Below are 15486 nucleotides of genomic sequence, written 5' to 3'. Positions count from 1 at the left end.
GTGGGAGGGGGCTTGCCCCCGATTGCAGTGTGTCATTCAACACATTCATTGACTGAACCACCGCAATCGGGAGCAAGCTCCCTCCCACATTGGATCTTCATAGGTCAGCAAGACCGGTAGACCATCAGCAACTGCACAGCGCGTTATCCAGCACCTTGCGCAATTCCAACGGGTGATCCACCACCACATCCGCGCCCCAGTGACGCGGGTTGTCGTCCGGGTGGATGTAGCCATAGGTGACCGCCGCCGTGCGGGTGCCGGCGTCGCGGCCGGACTCGATGTCGCGCAGGTCATCGCCGACGAACAGCACGCTGGCCGGGTCCAGGTTGAGCATCTGGCACGCCAGGATCAACGGCTCCGGGTGTGGCTTGCTGTTCGTCACGTGGTCTGGGCAGATCAGCAGCGCCGAGCGCTCGGCCAGGCCCAGCTGCTGCATGATCGGCTCGGCAAACCGCAACGGTTTGTTGGTGACCACGCCCCAGATCAGCTTGGACTTTTCGATGTCTGCCAGCAGCTCGGCCATCCCGTCGAACAACGCGCTGTGGATCGCGCAGCCCTTGAGGTAGCGCTCGAGGAACTCCAGGCGCAGTTCTTCAAAGCCCGGGGATTCCGGGTCCATCGAGAAGGTCACGGCGACCATCGCCCGCGCGCCGCCGGAGATTTCATCGCGGATATGCTGGTCGTTGATCGGCGCCAGGTCACGGTCGGCGCGCATCGCCTGGCAGATGGCGATAAAGTCCGGCGCGGTGTCCAGCAGGGTACCGTCCATATCGAAGAGAACCGCTCGCAACTTCACAGGCTTACTCCTCGCGCAGGGTCTGGATCATGTAGTTGACGTCGACGTCGCTGGCCAGCTTGTAGTGCTTGGTCAGCGGGTTGTAGGTCAGGCCGATGATGTCCTTGACGCTCAGCCCGGCCTGACGGCTCCAGGCGCCCAGCTCGGAAGGGCGGATGAATTTCTTGAAGTCGTGGGTGCCGCGCGGCAGCAGCTTCATGATGTATTCGGCGCCGATGATCGCGAACAGGTAGGCCTTGGGGTTGCGGTTGATCGTGGAGAAAAACACCTGGCCGCCGGGCTTGACCATGCGGAAGCAGGCGCGGATCACCGAGGAGGGGTCCGGCACGTGTTCGAGCATTTCCAGGCAGGTGATCACGTCGAACTGCTCGGGCATTTCCTCGGCCAGGGCTTCGGCGGTGATCTGGCGGTATTCGACGTTCACCCCGGATTCCAACTGATGCAACTGGGCCACGGCCAACGGCGCTTCGCCCATGTCGATCCCCAGCACGGTGGCGCCGCGCTGGGCCATGGCTTCGCTGAGGATGCCGCCGCCGCAACCGACGTCCAGCACCTTCTTGCCGGCCAGGTTGATGCGTTCGTCAATCCAGTTGACCCGCAGCGGGTTGATGTCGTGCAGGGGTTTGAACTCGCTTTCGCGGTCCCACCAGCGGTGGGCCAGGGCTTCGAATTTGGCGATTTCGGCGTGGTCGACATTGCTCATGGTGGTTCCTCTAAATCGGATAAATCGGTTTGTCAGCCCTGAACCCGGGTTCAGGACCGGCGTTATTCGCGGTGCCCGCTGATGCGCTGGCCCCAGGCAATGGCCATGGCGGTCAACTGTGGTTCATCCATGCGGGTCAACTGCCGGTTGTCGAGCAACTGCTTGCCGGCGACCCAAAGGTGTTTCACGCTATCGCGTCCGGTGGCATATATAAGCTGTGAGACCGGATCGTAGATCGGTTGTTGCGCCAGCCCCGAAAGATCAAAGGCGACGATATCCGCCGCCTTGCCGACCTCCAGCGAGCCAATCTCGCCCTCCAGGCCCATGGCGCGGGCGCCGTTGAGGGTCGCCATGCGCAAGGCGCGATGGGCATCCAGGGCGGTCACCGAACCGGAGACGGCCTTGGCCAGCATCGCGGCGGTACGGGTTTCGCCCAGCAGGTCGAGGTCATTGTTGCTGGCGGCGCCATCGGTACCGATGGCCACATTGACGCCAGCCTGCCACAGACGCTCCACCGGGCAGAAGCCGCTGGCCAGTTTCAGGTTCGATTCCGGGCAATGGATGACGCTGGTGTTGCTTTCTACCAGCAAAGCCAGGTCGTCCTCGCTGATTTGGGTCATGTGAACGGCCTGAAAGCGCGGGCCCAGCAGGCCAAGCCGGCCGAGGCGCGCCAATGGGCGTTCGCCGGTCTGCTCGACAGACTGTTGTACCTCGAACGCGCTCTCGTGCACATGCATATGGATCGCCGCGTCCAGCTCCTCGGCGATCACCCGGATCTTTTCCAGGTTGGCGTCGCTCACGGTGTAGGGCGCGTGGGGGCCGAAGGTGATCTTGATGCGCGGGTGATGCTTGAGGTCGCCGAACAACTCGATGCCCTGGCGAATCGCCTCGTCGGCGCTGCTGGCGCCGGGAATCGGGAAGTCGAGGATCGGAATCGCGATCTGCGCGCGCATCCCGCTGTTGTGGACGCAATCACTGGCGACCTTGGGAAAGAAGTACATGTCCGAGAAGCAAGTAATGCCACCCTTGAGCTGTTCGGCGATGGCCAGGTCGGTGCCGTCGCGCACGAAGGCTTCATCGACCCACTTGGTCTCGGCGGGCCAGATGTGTTTTTCCAGCCAGGTCATCAGCGGCAGGTCATCGGCCAGGCCGCGAAACAGGGTCATCGCCGCGTGGCCGTGGGCGTTGATCAGGCCGGGGCTGAGCAGCATGCCCGGCAGCTCGCGCACTTCACTGGCGGAAAGTTTCAGTGCTGCGGCCCGCGGGCCGATAAAGGCAATACGCCCATCGCGGATGCCCAGGCCATGCTCCTTGAGCACCACGCCGGCGGGTTCGACAGGTACCAGCCACGTCGGCAGTAGCAATAAGTCGAGCGGGGCGGCAGTGGAGGTCATCGCAGGCTTCTTCCCGGGCAGCAATAAAAGAAGGGCGAAGTATACCCGAGCGTCCTGGCTGGCGGATCGCTATAATCGGCGGCTTTTGTTCATGAGTGCGGGGTGAGGGATGCGCGATCGACTGTTGGCTGCGGAGAAAGTGAAGGCCATCGATTGGCGCGATGGCGCACTGCACCTGCTCGACCAGCGTGTTTTGCCGTCCCGGGAAAGCTGGGTGACCTGCTCCACGGTCGATGAAGTGGCCGCGGCCATACGCTCGATGGTCGTGCGCGGCGCGGCAGCCATCGGCATCAGTGCCGCCTACGGCCTGGTACTCGCCGCCCGCGAACGGATCGCCGAGGGCGATGACTGGCAGGCTGGATGGGAAGAAGACTACGCACTTTTGGCCGATACCCGCCCGACCGGCGCAAACCTGCTCTGGGCCCTCAAACGCATGCGCGACCGCCTGGACCGTCTCAAACAGCACGCCGATCCGCTGGCGGTGCTGGAGGCCGAGGCCATCGCGATTCATGAGAGCGACCGCGAAGCCAACGTCGTCATGGCCCAGTTGGGCGTCGAGCGGATTCGCAAGCACCAGGGCAACGCCCAGGCGATCCTGACCCATGGCAACGCAGGCGCCCTGGCCACGGGAGGCGTCGGCACGGCCCTCGGCGTGATCCGCGCGGCCTTCCTGGAGGGGCTGGTCGAGCAGGTCTATGTCAACGAAACCCGGCCATGGTTGCAAGGTTCGCGGCTGACGGCGTGGGAATTGGCTGGCGAGGGGCTGCCCGTCACGGTCAATGCCGACTCGGCGGGCGCGCATATCCTCAAGACTAAAGGCGTGACCTGGGTGATCGTCGGTGCCGACTGCATTGCGGCCAACGGTGATGTGATCGGCAAGATCGGCACTTATCAATTGGCGGTGTGCGCCATGCACCATGGCGTGCGTTTCATGGTGGTGGCGCCGAGTTCGACCCTGGACCTGATGATGGCCTCCGGCGACGACGTGGCCCTGGAAGAGCGCGCTGCGGGCGAGTTGCTGGACGTCGCCGGGCAGCGTTTTGCTGCGGATGTGAATGCCTTCAATCCGGTGTTTGATGTGACCCCGGCCGACTTGATCGACGTGATCGTGACCGAAAAGGGTATTGTCGAACGGCCCGACACGGCCAAGCTCGCCAAGTTGATGTGCCGTAAACGCCTGCATTGAGGGCTTTGGTGGCTGTTAGATTACCATCGGGAGCAAGCTCCCTCCCACATTTGACTGTGTTCACAATTTGAGTGTGGCAGGGGGCTTGCTCCCGATTGGCCTTGAAAGGCCATGGTTTCTTCGGATCTGCCGCGCAAAAACAGCACCACCCCGGCTCTAAGCCCCTCTCGTCGCCCTCAAGCCTGTCATCCGTCAACTTACTATGCTCCATGCCCGTCAGGGGGATAGGTGCGTGGCGGCGATTGTGATAACATCCGGCGGTTTCCAGGGTCGCCCCGAGGGGCTGCCTTTAACGTGCAGATCCGTGTCATAACTCGTTGATTTGTCGTAAGTCGTTGCCAGGCACCATGCCGGCAGCGGCGAGCTTCGTTCGTCCCATATGGATGTGACGAGGTTTCACCCGAAAAAGGAATCAGGCTTCTCATGGGCGAACTGGCCAAAGAAATCCTCCCGGTCAATATCGAAGACGAGCTGAAACAGTCCTACCTCGACTACGCGATGAGCGTAATTGTCGGTCGGGCACTGCCTGATGCGCGCGATGGCTTGAAGCCCGTGCACCGGCGTGTGCTGTTCGCGATGAGCGAGCTGGGTAACGACTGGAACAAGCCGTACAAGAAATCTGCCCGTGTTGTCGGTGACGTGATCGGTAAGTATCACCCTCACGGCGACACTGCGGTGTACGACACCATCGTTCGGATGGCCCAGCCGTTTTCCCTGCGCTACCTGCTGGTAGACGGCCAGGGCAACTTCGGTTCGGTCGACGGCGATAACGCCGCGGCCATGCGATACACCGAAGTCCGCATGACCAAGCTGGCGCACGAGCTGCTGGCCGACCTGCACAAAGAAACCGTGGACTGGGTGCCGAACTACGACGGCACCGAAATGATCCCTGCGGTCATGCCAACCCGTATTCCCAACTTGCTGGTCAACGGCTCCAGCGGTATCGCCGTGGGCATGGCCACCAACATCCCGCCGCACAACCTCGGTGAAGTCATCGACGGTTGCCTGGCCCTCATCGACAACCCCGAGTTGACCGTCGATGAGCTGATGCAATACATCCCGGGCCCGGACTTCCCGACCGCCGCGATCATCAACGGTCGCGCCGGCATCATCGAAGCCTATCGCACCGGCCGTGGCCGCATTTACATGCGCGCCCGCTCGATCATCGAAGACATCGACAAGGTCGGTGGCCGCCAGCAGATCGTCATCACCGAGCTGCCTTACCAGTTGAACAAGGCGCGTCTGATCGAGAAGATCGCCGAGCTGGTCAAGGAGAAGAAGCTCGAAGGCATCACCGAGCTGCGCGACGAGTCCGACAAGGACGGTATGCGCGTCGTGATCGAGCTGCGTCGTGGCGAAGTGCCTGAGGTGATCCTCAACAACCTCTACGCCCAGACCCAGCTGCAAAGCGTGTTCGGTATCAACGTCGTGGCCCTGATCGACGGTCGCCCGCGCATCCTGAACCTCAAGGATCTGCTGGAAGCCTTCGTCCGTCACCGTCGCGAAGTCGTGACCCGCCGCACCGTGTTCGAACTGCGCAAGGCCCGCGAGCGCGGCCACATCCTGGAAGGCCAGGCGGTTGCGCTGTCGAACATCGACCCGGTCATCGCCCTGATCAAGGCTTCGCCGACCCCGTCGGAAGCCAAGGAAGCGCTGATCAAGATGCCGTGGGAATCCAGCGCCGTGGTGGCGATGGTTGAACGCGCCGGCGCCGATTCCTGCCGTCCCGAGACCCTCGACCCGCAATACGGTCTGCGCGACGGCAAGTATTTCCTGTCGCCGGAACAGGCTCAGGCCATCCTCGAACTGCGCCTGCACCGCCTGACCGGTCTGGAGCACGAGAAGCTGCTGGCCGAGTACCAGGAGATCCTCAACCAGATCGGCGAGCTGATCCGCATCCTCAACAGCGCCGTGCGCCTGATGGAAGTGATCCGCGAAGAACTGGAAGTGATCCGCGCCGAATACGGTGACGTGCGCCGCACCGAAATCCTCGATGCGCGTCTCGACCTGACCCTGGGTGACATGATCCCGGAAGAAGAGCGCGTCGTGACCATCTCCCACGGTGGCTATGCCAAGACCCAGCCATTGGCTGCGTACCAGGCCCAGCGTCGTGGCGGTAAAGGCAAATCGGCTACCGGCGTCAAGGATGAGGACTACATCGCTCACCTGCTTGTCGCCAACAGCCACACCACGCTGCTGCTGTTCTCCAGCAAGGGCAAGGTGTACTGGCTGAAAACCTACGAAATCCCGGAAGCCTCCCGTGCCGCCCGTGGGCGTCCGCTGGTCAACCTGCTGCCGCTGGACAGTGATGAGTACATCACCACCATGCTGCCGGTCGATGAATACACCGAAGGTCACTTCATCTTCATGGCCACCGCCAAGGGCACCGTGAAGAAGACCCCGCTGGAATCCTTCAGCCGTCAACGCAGCGTGGGCCTGATCGCCCTGGAGCTGGATGAAGGCGACGTGTTGATCTCCGCAGCCATCACCGATGGCGAGCGTGAAGTCATGCTGTTCTCCGATGGCGGCAAAGTGACGCGCTTCAAAGAATCCGACGTGCGTGCCATGGGCCGTACCGCCCGCGGTGTGCGCGGGATGCGCCTGCCGGAAGGGCAGAAGCTGATTTCCATGTTGATCCCGGAAGAAGGCAGCCAGATCCTCACCGCTTCGGCGCGTGGTTATGGCAAGCGCACCGCCATCAGCGAGTTCCCGGAGTACAAGCGTGGCGGCCAGGGCGTTATCGCCATGGTCAGCAACGACCGCAACGGCCGTCTGGTCGGCGCGGTACAGGTGCTCGATGGCGAGGAGATCATGCTGATTTCCGACCAGGGCACCCTGGTGCGTACCCGTGTCGCCGAAGTATCGAGCCTGGGCCGTAACACCCAGGGCGTGACGCTGATCAAGCTGGCCAACGACGAAACGCTGGTTGGCTTGGAACGCGTCCAGGAACCGTCGGAAGTCGAAGGCGAAGAGCTGGAAGGCGAGGCATTTGACGGCGAGGTGATCGCAACCGGCGATGACAGCGTCGACGAGCCGACCCTCGACGCTGCCGCAGACGAAGAAGAACCGCAGGAATAAGCGGACAAACAGGGGGGCGGATGAAGATTCGCCCCTTGTTGTTTGTCACCTTTGAAATATCAATGCTCCCCCTGTAGGAGCGGGCTTGCCCGCGAAAAACGCAAGATCACCGCGTTTATCCAGGATGCACGCGTTATCGTTGACGTTTTTCGCGGGCAAGCCCGCTCCTACAGGCAGCGTTAGCAGTTAATATTCGATTTATTGCACCACCCCCACCAGATCAGAGTGAGATTGGATGTGAGCAAGAGAGCCTATAACTTCTGTGCCGGTCCCGCGGCGCTTCCTGAAGCAGTCCTGCAGCGCGCGCAGGGTGAACTCCTCGATTGGCATGGAAAAGGCCTCTCTGTGATGGAAATGAGCCATCGCAGTGATGAGTTCGTGTCCATCGCCACCAAGGCCGAGCAGGACCTGCGCGACTTGCTGGACATTCCCTCCGACTACAAAGTGCTGTTCCTGCAGGGCGGCGCGAGCCAGCAGTTCGCCCAGGTGCCGCTGAACCTGCTGCCCGAAGACGGCACGGCCGATTACATCGATACCGGTATCTGGTCGCAGAAAGCCATCGAAGAAGCTGCGCGCTACGGCAACGTCAACGTCGCCGGTACCGCCAAGCCTTACGATTACTTCGCGATTCCAGGTCAGAACGAGTGGAAGCTGTCGAAGGACGCGGCCTACGTACACTACGTGGCCAACGAAACCATCGGCGGCCTGGAATTCGACTGGGTGCCGCAAGTGGGTGACGTGCCGCTGGTGTGCGACATGTCTTCGGACATTCTCTCGCGGCCGATCGATGTGTCCAAGTACGGCATGATCTACGCCGGCGCGCAGAAGAACATCGGCCCGAGCGGCATCCTGGTCAACATCGTCCGTGAAGACCTGCTCGGTCGCGCCCGCTCGCTGTGCCCGACCATGCTCAACTACAAGGTCGCGGCCGACAACGGCTCGATGTACAACACGCCGCCGGCGTTTGCCTGGTACCTCTCGGGCCTGGTGTTCGAGTGGCTCAAAGAGCAGGGCGGTGTTGCCGCCATGGGCAAGCTCAACGAAGTGAAGAAGCGCACCCTGTACGACTTCATCGACGCCAGCGGTTTGTACAGCAACCCGATCAACCTGACCGACCGCTCGTGGATGAACGTACCGTTCCGCCTGGCCGACGACCGTCTGGACAAGCCGTTCCTGGCCGGTGCCGAGGCGCGCGGCCTGCTGAACCTCAAGGGTCACCGTTCGGTGGGCGGCATGCGCGCCTCCATCTACAACGCTGTCGATATCAATGCCATCAACGCGTTGGTGGCCTACATGGCAGAGTTCGAAAAGGAACACGGCTAATGTCTGAGCAAGAACTCAAGGCCCTGCGTGTACGCATTGACAGCCTGGACGAGAAAGTCCTGGAGCTGATCAGTGAGCGCGCGCGCTGTGCCCAGGAAGTGGCGCGGGTGAAGATGGCGTCCCTGGCGGAAGGCGAAGTGCCGGTGTTCTACCGTCCGGAGCGTGAAGCCCAGGTGCTCAAGCGCGTGATGGAGCGCAACAAGGGGCCGTTGGGTAACGAAGAGATGGCGCGGTTGTTCCGTGAAATCATGTCTTCCTGCCTGGCGCTCGAGCAGCCGCTGAAAGTGGCTTACCTCGGCCCGGAAGGCACCTTCACCCAGGCGGCGGCGATGAAGCACTTCGGCCACGCGGTGATCAGCAAGCCTATGGCAGCGATCGACGAAGTGTTCCGTGAAGTGGCGGCCGGCGCGGTGAATTTTGGCGTGGTGCCGGTGGAAAACTCCACCGAAGGCGCGGTCAACCACACCCTGGACAGCTTCCTTGAGCACGACATGGTGATCTGCGGCGAAGTCGAGCTGCGCATCCACCACCATTTGCTGGTGGGTGAAAACACCAAGACCGACAGCATCAGCCGCATCTACTCCCACGCCCAGTCCCTGGCCCAGTGCCGCAAGTGGCTGGATGCCCATTACCCGAATGTCGAGCGCGTGGCGGTGTCCAGCAACGCCGAAGCGGCCAAGCGGGTCAAGGGCGAGTGGAACTCGGCGGCGATTGCCGGCGATATGGCGGCGGGCCTGTACGGCCTGACGCGCCTGGCCGAAAAAATCGAAGACCGCCCGGACAACTCCACGCGCTTTTTGATGATCGGCAGCCAGGAAGTGCCGCCGACTGGCGACGACAAGACCTCGATCATCGTCTCCATGAGCAACAAGCCCGGCGCGCTGCATGAACTGCTGGTGCCGTTCCACGACAACGGGATTGACCTGACGCGCATCGAGACTCGTCCTTCGCGCAGCGGTAAATGGACCTACGTGTTTTTTATCGACTTCATCGGCCATCACCGCGATCCGCTGGTCAAAAGCGTGCTCGAGAAAATCAGTCAGGAAGCCGTGGCACTCAAGGTGCTGGGCTCTTACCCGAAAGCGGTTTTGTGAGGCGTTAACATGAGTGGCAACTTCCTCGCCCTGGCGCAGCCGGGCGTGCAACAACTGTCGCCTTACGTTCCAGGCAAGCCTGTGGACGAGCTGGCGCGTGAGTTGAACCTGGACCCGGCGAAGATCGTCAAGCTGGCCAGTAACGAGAACCCACTGGGCCCAAGCCCCAAGGTGCTGGCGGCGATTCGTGAAGAACTGGCCAAGCTGACCCGTTATCCGGATGGCAACGGTTTTGCCCTCAAGTCCCTGCTGGCGCAGAAGTGCGGGGTCGAGCTGAATCAGGTGACCCTGGGCAACGGCTCCAACGACATTCTTGAACTGGTCGGTCGCGCCTATCTGGCGCCCGGCCTGAACGCCGTGTTCAGCGAGCACGCGTTTGCGGTCTACCCGATCGTCACCCAGGCCGTCGGTGCCGATGCGCGGGTGATTCCGGCCAAGGACTGGGGTCACGACCTGCCGGCCATGCTGGCGGCGATCGATGCACAGACCCGCGTCGTGTTTATCGCCAACCCGAACAACCCGACCGGCACCTGGTTCGATGCGCAGGCACTGAACGACTTCCTACAGGATGTGCCGGAACATGTGCTGGTGGTGCTGGACGAGGCCTACATCGAGTACGCCGAAGGCAGCGACCTGCCCGACGGCCTGGATTTCCTCGCGGCCTACCCGAACCTGCTGGTCTCGCGCACATTCTCCAAGGCTTATGGCCTGGCGTCGCTGCGCGTCGGTTATGGTCTGTCGACGGCGGTGGTGGCCGATGTGCTCAACCGTGTGCGTCAGCCGTTCAACGTCAACAGCCTTGCCCTGGCGGCGGCCTGCGCAGCGTTGCAGGATGCCGAGTACCTGGAAGAAGGGCGTCGCATCAACGAAAGCGGCATGCTGCAGTTGCAGGCAGGCTTTCGTGAGCTGGGCCTGGGCTGGATTCCGTCCAAGGGCAACTTCATCTGCGTCGATCTCGGCCAAGTGGCGGCCCCGGTGTTCCAGGGCTTGCTGCGCGAAGGCGTGATCGTGCGTCCGGTGGCCAACTACGGCATGCCGAACCACCTGCGCATCACCGTCGGTCTGCCGGCTGAGAACAGCCGCTTCCTGGAGGCGCTGGCCAAGGTTCTGGCCCGTGGTTGATGTCACTGCATTGCAACCTGCTGTGCCTATGATCGGTCGCCTGGTGGTGGTCGGTCTGGGGTTGATCGGTGGTTCCTTCGCCAAGGGCCTGCGCGAGAGCGGGTTGTGTGGCGAAGTGGTCGGCGTGGACCTGGACCCGCAATCGTGCAAGTTGGCGGTTGAGCTGGGTGTCGTCGATCGCTGTGAAACCGACCTGGCGCGCGCATGCCGGGGCGCCGATGTGATCCAGCTCGCCGTGCCGATCCTGGCCATGGAGAAGTTGCTGGCGGTGCTGGCCGGCATGGACCTCGGCCAGGCGATCCTCACCGACGTCGGCAGCGCCAAGGGCAATGTGGTGCGGGCGGCGCAGCAGGCGTTTGGCGAGATGCCCGCGCGTTTTGTGCCGGGCCATCCGATTGCCGGTTCCGAGCAGAGCGGGGTGGAAGCGTCCAATGCGCAATTGTTCCGTCGGCATAAAGTGATTCTGACGCCGCTGGCGCAAACCGATCCGGCGGCCTTGGCCGTGGTCGATCGTCTGTGGCGCGAGCTGGGCGCGGATGTCGAGCATATGCAGGTCGAGCGCCACGACGAAGTGCTGGCGGCGACCAGTCATCTGCCCCATCTGCTGGCGTTCGGATTGGTGGATTCGTTGGCCAAACGCAACGAAAACCTCGAGATTTTCCGCTATGCCGCCGGTGGCTTTCGCGATTTCACGCGGATCGCCGGCAGCGACCCGGTGATGTGGCACGACATCTTCCTCGCCAACCGCGAGGCCGTGTTGCGCACCCTGGACACCTTCCGCAGCGACCTTGACGCCTTGCGCGATGCGGTCGATGCCGGGGATGGCCACCAATTATTGGGCGTGTTTACCCGTGCGCGGGTGGCGCGTGAACATTTCAGCAAGATCCTGGCACGCCGGGCCTACATGGAAACCGCTGTGAACGCCGACGACCTGACTTTCCTCGCCAACCCGGGCGGCCGCTTGAGCGGGCGTATTCGGGTGCCGGGCGACAAGTCGATCTCCCATCGGTCGATCATGCTCGGTTCGTTGGCCGAGGGCGTGACCGAAGTCGAAGGTTTCCTTGAGGGTGAAGATGCCTTGGCGACCTTGCAGGCGTTTCGCGACATGGGCGTGGTGATCGAGGGGCCGCACCACGGGCGCGTGACCATTCATGGTGTCGGGCTTCATGGTTTGAAGCCGGCGCCGGGGCCGATTTATCTCGGTAACTCCGGCACCTCCATGCGCCTGCTGTCCGGCTTACTCGCCGCACAGGCCTTCGACAGCGTGCTGACCGGCGATGCTTCGTTGTCCAAGCGCCCAATGAACCGCGTGGCCGAGCCGCTGCGGAAGATGGGCGCGGTGATCGAAACCGGGCCGGAAGGGCGCCCACCGCTGACCATCCGTGGCGGCCAGAAGTTGAAAGGCCTGACGTATGTGCTGCCGATGGCCAGTGCGCAGGTTAAATCCTGCCTGCTGCTGGCGGGCCTGTATGCCGAGGGCAAGACGTCCGTCACCGAGCCGGCACCGACCCGTGACCATACCGAGCGCATGCTGCGCGGTTTTGGTTATCCGGTAGAGGTCGTGGGCGCAACGGCAACGGTCGAGTCGGGCCATGCGCTGGTCGCCACCCATATCGAAGTGCCGGGGGATATTTCCTCGTCGGCATTTTTCCTGGTGGCGGCGTCGATCGCGGAAGGTTCCGAGTTGTTGCTGGAGCATGTCGGCATCAATCCGACGCGCACCGGGGTGATCGATATCCTGCGGCTGATGGGCGCGGATATCCGCCTGGAAAACCCACGCGAAGTGGGCGGCGAACCGGTGGCCGACCTGCGGGTGCGGGCGGCTGCGTTGAAAGGGATCGAGATCCCCGAAGCGCTGGTGCCGTTGGCAATCGATGAATTTCCTGTGCTGTTTGTGGCTGCTGCCTGCGCTGAAGGGCGAACCGTCCTGCGCGGTGCACAAGAATTGCGGGTCAAGGAGTCCGACCGTATCCAGGTCATGGCCGACGGTCTGCTCGCCCTTGGCGTGAAGTGTGAACCCACCCCTGATGGGATTATCATTGACGGTGGCCTGATGGGCGGTGGCGAAGTGCATGCCCATGGCGATCACCGGATCGCCATGGCGTTCAGCGTGGCTTCGCTGCGGGCAACGGCGCCGATTCGTATCCGTGACTGCGCCAATGTTGCTACGTCTTTTCCGAACTTTCTTACACTGTGTGCCCAAGTCGGCATCCGTGTTGCCCAAGAGGCTCAATTGTGAATATCAAAGCACCGGTGATTACCATCGACGGGCCAAGCGGCTCGGGCAAAGGCACGATCGCCGGCATCCTGGCCAAGCGCCTGGGCTGGTGCCTGCTGGATTCCGGCGCGCTGTACCGCCTGCTGGCATTTGCCGCCCGCAACCACGGCGTCGACCTCACCAACGAAGAATCCCTGAAGCTGCTGGCGGCGCACCTTGATGTGCAGTTCGTCGCTGCGACGGAAGGTCATCCCCAGCGCATCATCCTGGAAGGGGACGATGTGACCGATGACCTGCGTAACGAACAAGTCGGTTCCTGGGCCTCCCAGGTTGCCGCGCTGCCGGCCGTGCGTGATGCGCTGCTGCAGCGCCAGCGGGCGTTTCAGGAACCGCCGGGCCTGGTAGCCGATGGCCGCGACATGGGCACGGTGGTATTTCCCGAGGCGCCGCTGAAGATTTTCCTGACCGCCAGTGCCGAGGAGCGGGCGCGTCGCCGCTACTTGCAGTTGAAGGGCAAAGTGGATGGTGTTAGTCTGTCGAGTCTGCTAGATGAGATCCGTGCACGCGACGAGCGTGATACCCAGCGCGCAGTAGCCCCGCTCAAGCCGGCGGCTGATGCCATACAGCTGGATTCCACGGAGTTGTCCATCGAGCAGGTGCTGGAACGCATCTTGAGTGAAATCGCTATTCGCGATATCGCCGGGTGACCAAGAAGTCTGCAGGGGACCAGTCATAGTCCTGCGGTGCTTCTTTTAATTGAAACTAACCCACACCGTCTGGGGCGTGGAGATGGGCGTATTCTTCGCCCTTATCAACAGGAATTAAAATGAGCGAAAGCTTTGCGGAACTCTTTGAAGAAAGCCTAAAAACCCTGAACCTTCAGGCAGGCTCCATCATCACCGGTGTTATCGTTGATATCGATTACCAAGCTCGCTGGGTAACCGTTCACGCTGGTCTGAAGTCTGAAGCACTCATCCCGCTTGAGCAGTTCTACAACGACGCTGGCGATCTGACTATCAATGTCGGTGACGAAGTTCACGTTGCTCTGGACTCGGTTGAAGACGGTTTCGGTGAAACCAAGCTGTCCCGTGAAAAAGCCAAGCGCGCTGAATGCTGGATTGTTCTCGAAGCAGCCTTCGCAGCTGAAGAAGTGGTCAAGGGCGTTATCAACGGTAAGGTTAAAGGCGGCTTCACTGTCGACGTTAACGGCATCCGTGCGTTCCTGCCAGGTTCTTTGGTCGACGTCCGTCCAGTGCGCGACACCACGCACCTGGAAGGCAAGGAACTCGAATTCAAGGTCATCAAGCTCGATCAGAAACGCAACAACGTTGTCGTTTCCCGTCGCAGCGTCCTGGAAGCAGAGAACTCCGCCGAGCGTGAAGCTCTGCTGGAATCCCTGCAGGAAGGCCAACAAGTCAAAGGTATCGTCAAGAACCTCACCGATTACGGCGCATTCGTCGATCTGGGTGGCGTCGATGGCCTGCTGCACATTACCGACATGGCTTGGAAGCGTATCAAGCATCCTTCCGAAATCGTCAACGTTGGCGACGAGATCGATGTCAAGGTTCTGAAATACGATCGCGAACGCAACCGTGTTTCCCTGGGCCTGAAGCAACTGGGTGAAGATCCATGGGTCGCTATCAAAGCCCGTTACCCAGAAAGCACCCGCGTGACCGCGCGTGTTACCAACCTGACCGACTACGGCTGCTTCGCTGAGCTGGAAGAAGGCGTTGAAGGCCTGGTACACGTTTCCGAAATGGACTGGACCAACAAAAACATCCACCCTTCGAAAGTCGTACAAGTCGGCGACGAAGTGGAAGTTATGGTTCTGGACATCGACGAAGAGCGTCGTCGTATCTCCCTGGGCATCAAGCAGTGCAAATCTAACCCATGGGAAGATTTCTCTGGCCAGTTCAACAAGGGCGATAAAATCTCCGGCACCATCAAGTCGATCACCGATTTCGGTATCTTCATTGGTCTGGACGGCGGCATCGACGGCCTGGTTCACCTGTCCGACATCTCCTGGAACGAAGTGGGCGAAGAAGCTGTTCGTCGCTTCAAGAAGGGCGACGAGCTGGACACCGTTATCCTGTCGGTTGACCCAGAGCGCGAGCGCATCTCCCTGGGCATCAAGCAACTGGAAAGCGATCCGTTCTCCGAGTACGTTCAAGAGAACGACAAAGGCGCAATCGTTAAAGGCATCGTGAAAGAAGTTGACGCTAAAGGCGCCATCATCACCCTGGCCGACGATATCGAAGCGACTCTGAAAGCCTCCGAAATCAGCCGTGACCGCGTTGAAGACGCGCGCAACGTTCTGAAAGAAGGCGAAGAAGTAGAAGCCAAGATCATCAGCGTTGACCGCAAGAGCCGCGTAATCCAGCTCTCCATCAAGTCGAAAGACGATGCTGAAGAGAAAGAAGCCATCCAGAGCCTGCGCGACAAGCCAGCTACCTCTGAGCCTTCTGCTGGTCCTACCACTCTGGGCGACCTGCTGCGTGCACAAATGGAAAAACAGAACTGAGTTCTGTCAGACCATAGAAAAAGGGCGACTTCGGTCGCCCTTTTTTGTGCC

At 61.5% G+C, this 15486-nt stretch carries 11 protein-coding genes; 8 read left to right on the top strand and 3 right to left on the bottom strand.

What is annotated here, in order from left to right; all coding sequences use genetic code 11:
• Nucleotides 1–124 precede the first annotated feature (124 nt).
• From mupP to C5F70_RS15895, 3 genes are all read right to left on the bottom strand, one after another.
• Nucleotides 125–796, bottom strand: coding sequence for an N-acetylmuramic acid 6-phosphate phosphatase MupP (gene mupP, locus C5F70_RS15905; RefSeq protein WP_026140262.1), 672 nt, complete (start codon nt 794–796; stop codon nt 125–127).
• A 4-nt stretch (nt 797–800) separates the two neighbouring features.
• Complete coding sequence (gene ubiG, locus C5F70_RS15900; protein ID WP_017848856.1) at nt 801–1499, bottom strand: bifunctional 2-polyprenyl-6-hydroxyphenol methylase/3-demethylubiquinol 3-O-methyltransferase UbiG; 699 nt, start codon at nt 1497–1499, stop codon at nt 801–803.
• Nucleotides 1500–1561: 62 nt separating this feature from the next.
• The gene (locus tag C5F70_RS15895) at nt 1562–2893 is read right to left on the bottom strand and encodes a TRZ/ATZ family hydrolase (protein WP_046384283.1); all 1332 of its coding nucleotides are present in this window, start codon (nt 2891–2893) and stop codon (nt 1562–1564) included.
• 109 nt (nt 2894–3002) lie between these two features.
• On the opposite strand from C5F70_RS15895, the gene mtnA reads away from it, so the two are divergent.
• From mtnA to rpsA, 8 genes are all read left to right on the top strand, one after another.
• Nucleotides 3003–4079 (top strand): S-methyl-5-thioribose-1-phosphate isomerase, encoded by a 1077-nt coding sequence (gene mtnA, locus C5F70_RS15890; RefSeq protein ID WP_104903669.1) that lies wholly within the window; start codon nt 3003–3005, stop codon nt 4077–4079.
• Between the two features lie 423 nt (nt 4080–4502).
• Nucleotides 4503–7157: a DNA gyrase subunit A gene (gene gyrA, locus C5F70_RS15885; RefSeq protein ID WP_017848853.1), complete on the top strand. Its 2655-nt coding sequence runs from the start codon at nt 4503–4505 to the stop codon at nt 7155–7157.
• A gap of 237 nt (nt 7158–7394) precedes the next feature.
• Nucleotides 7395–8480, top strand: a complete 1086-nt coding sequence (gene serC / locus C5F70_RS15880) for a 3-phosphoserine/phosphohydroxythreonine transaminase (protein ID WP_026140261.1) — start codon at nt 7395–7397, stop codon at nt 8478–8480.
• A complete protein-coding gene (gene pheA, locus C5F70_RS15875) occupies nt 8480–9574 on the top strand; it encodes a prephenate dehydratase (RefSeq protein WP_017848851.1) in 1095 nt (364 codons plus the stop codon). The genes serC and pheA overlap by 1 nt, the downstream gene beginning before the upstream one ends.
• Before the next feature lie 9 nt (nt 9575–9583).
• Complete coding sequence (gene hisC / locus C5F70_RS15870) at nt 9584–10696, top strand: histidinol-phosphate transaminase (RefSeq protein WP_104903668.1); 1113 nt, start codon at nt 9584–9586, stop codon at nt 10694–10696.
• 28 nt (nt 10697–10724) lie between these two features.
• Nucleotides 10725–12935: a bifunctional prephenate dehydrogenase/3-phosphoshikimate 1-carboxyvinyltransferase gene (locus C5F70_RS15865; RefSeq protein WP_017848849.1), complete on the top strand. Its 2211-nt coding sequence runs from the start codon at nt 10725–10727 to the stop codon at nt 12933–12935.
• On the top strand, nt 12932–13621 hold the full coding sequence (gene cmk / locus C5F70_RS15860; protein ID WP_017848848.1) for a (d)CMP kinase: 690 nt from the start codon (nt 12932–12934) through the stop codon (nt 13619–13621). Before C5F70_RS15865 ends, cmk begins: the two co-directional genes overlap by 4 nt.
• Before the next feature lie 119 nt (nt 13622–13740).
• Nucleotides 13741–15435: a 30S ribosomal protein S1 gene (gene rpsA, locus C5F70_RS15855; RefSeq protein WP_003218806.1), complete on the top strand. Its 1695-nt coding sequence runs from the start codon at nt 13741–13743 to the stop codon at nt 15433–15435.
• Nucleotides 15436–15486: the final 51 nt, after the last annotated feature.

This window comes from Pseudomonas sp. LH1G9, from assembly GCF_002949975.1.
Taxonomy (GTDB): Bacteria; Pseudomonadota; Gammaproteobacteria; order Pseudomonadales; family Pseudomonadaceae; genus Aquipseudomonas; species Aquipseudomonas veronii.
Note: the sequence above shows the minus strand (reverse complement) of the source record. Positions and strands in the feature narration are given on the sequence as shown.

Excerpts from the sequence above, each read along its gene's own strand:
- ubiG (WP_017848856.1), bottom strand. The coding sequence starts at position 1,499 with ATGAGCAATGTCGACCACGCCGAAATCGCCAAATTCGAAGCCCTGGCC.
- C5F70_RS15895 (WP_046384283.1), bottom strand. The coding sequence starts at position 2,893 with ATGACCTCCACTGCCGCCCCGCTCGACTTATTGCTACTGCCGACGTGG.
- mtnA (WP_104903669.1), top strand. The coding sequence starts at position 3,003 with ATGCGCGATCGACTGTTGGCTGCGGAGAAAGTGAAGGCCATCGATTGG.
- gyrA (WP_017848853.1), top strand. The coding sequence starts at position 4,503 with ATGGGCGAACTGGCCAAAGAAATCCTCCCGGTCAATATCGAAGACGAG.
- pheA (WP_017848851.1), top strand. The coding sequence starts at position 8,480 with ATGTCTGAGCAAGAACTCAAGGCCCTGCGTGTACGCATTGACAGCCTG.
- hisC (WP_104903668.1), top strand. The coding sequence starts at position 9,584 with ATGAGTGGCAACTTCCTCGCCCTGGCGCAGCCGGGCGTGCAACAACTG.
- C5F70_RS15865 (WP_017848849.1), top strand. The coding sequence starts at position 10,725 with ATGATCGGTCGCCTGGTGGTGGTCGGTCTGGGGTTGATCGGTGGTTCC.
- rpsA (WP_003218806.1), top strand. The coding sequence starts at position 13,741 with ATGAGCGAAAGCTTTGCGGAACTCTTTGAAGAAAGCCTAAAAACCCTG.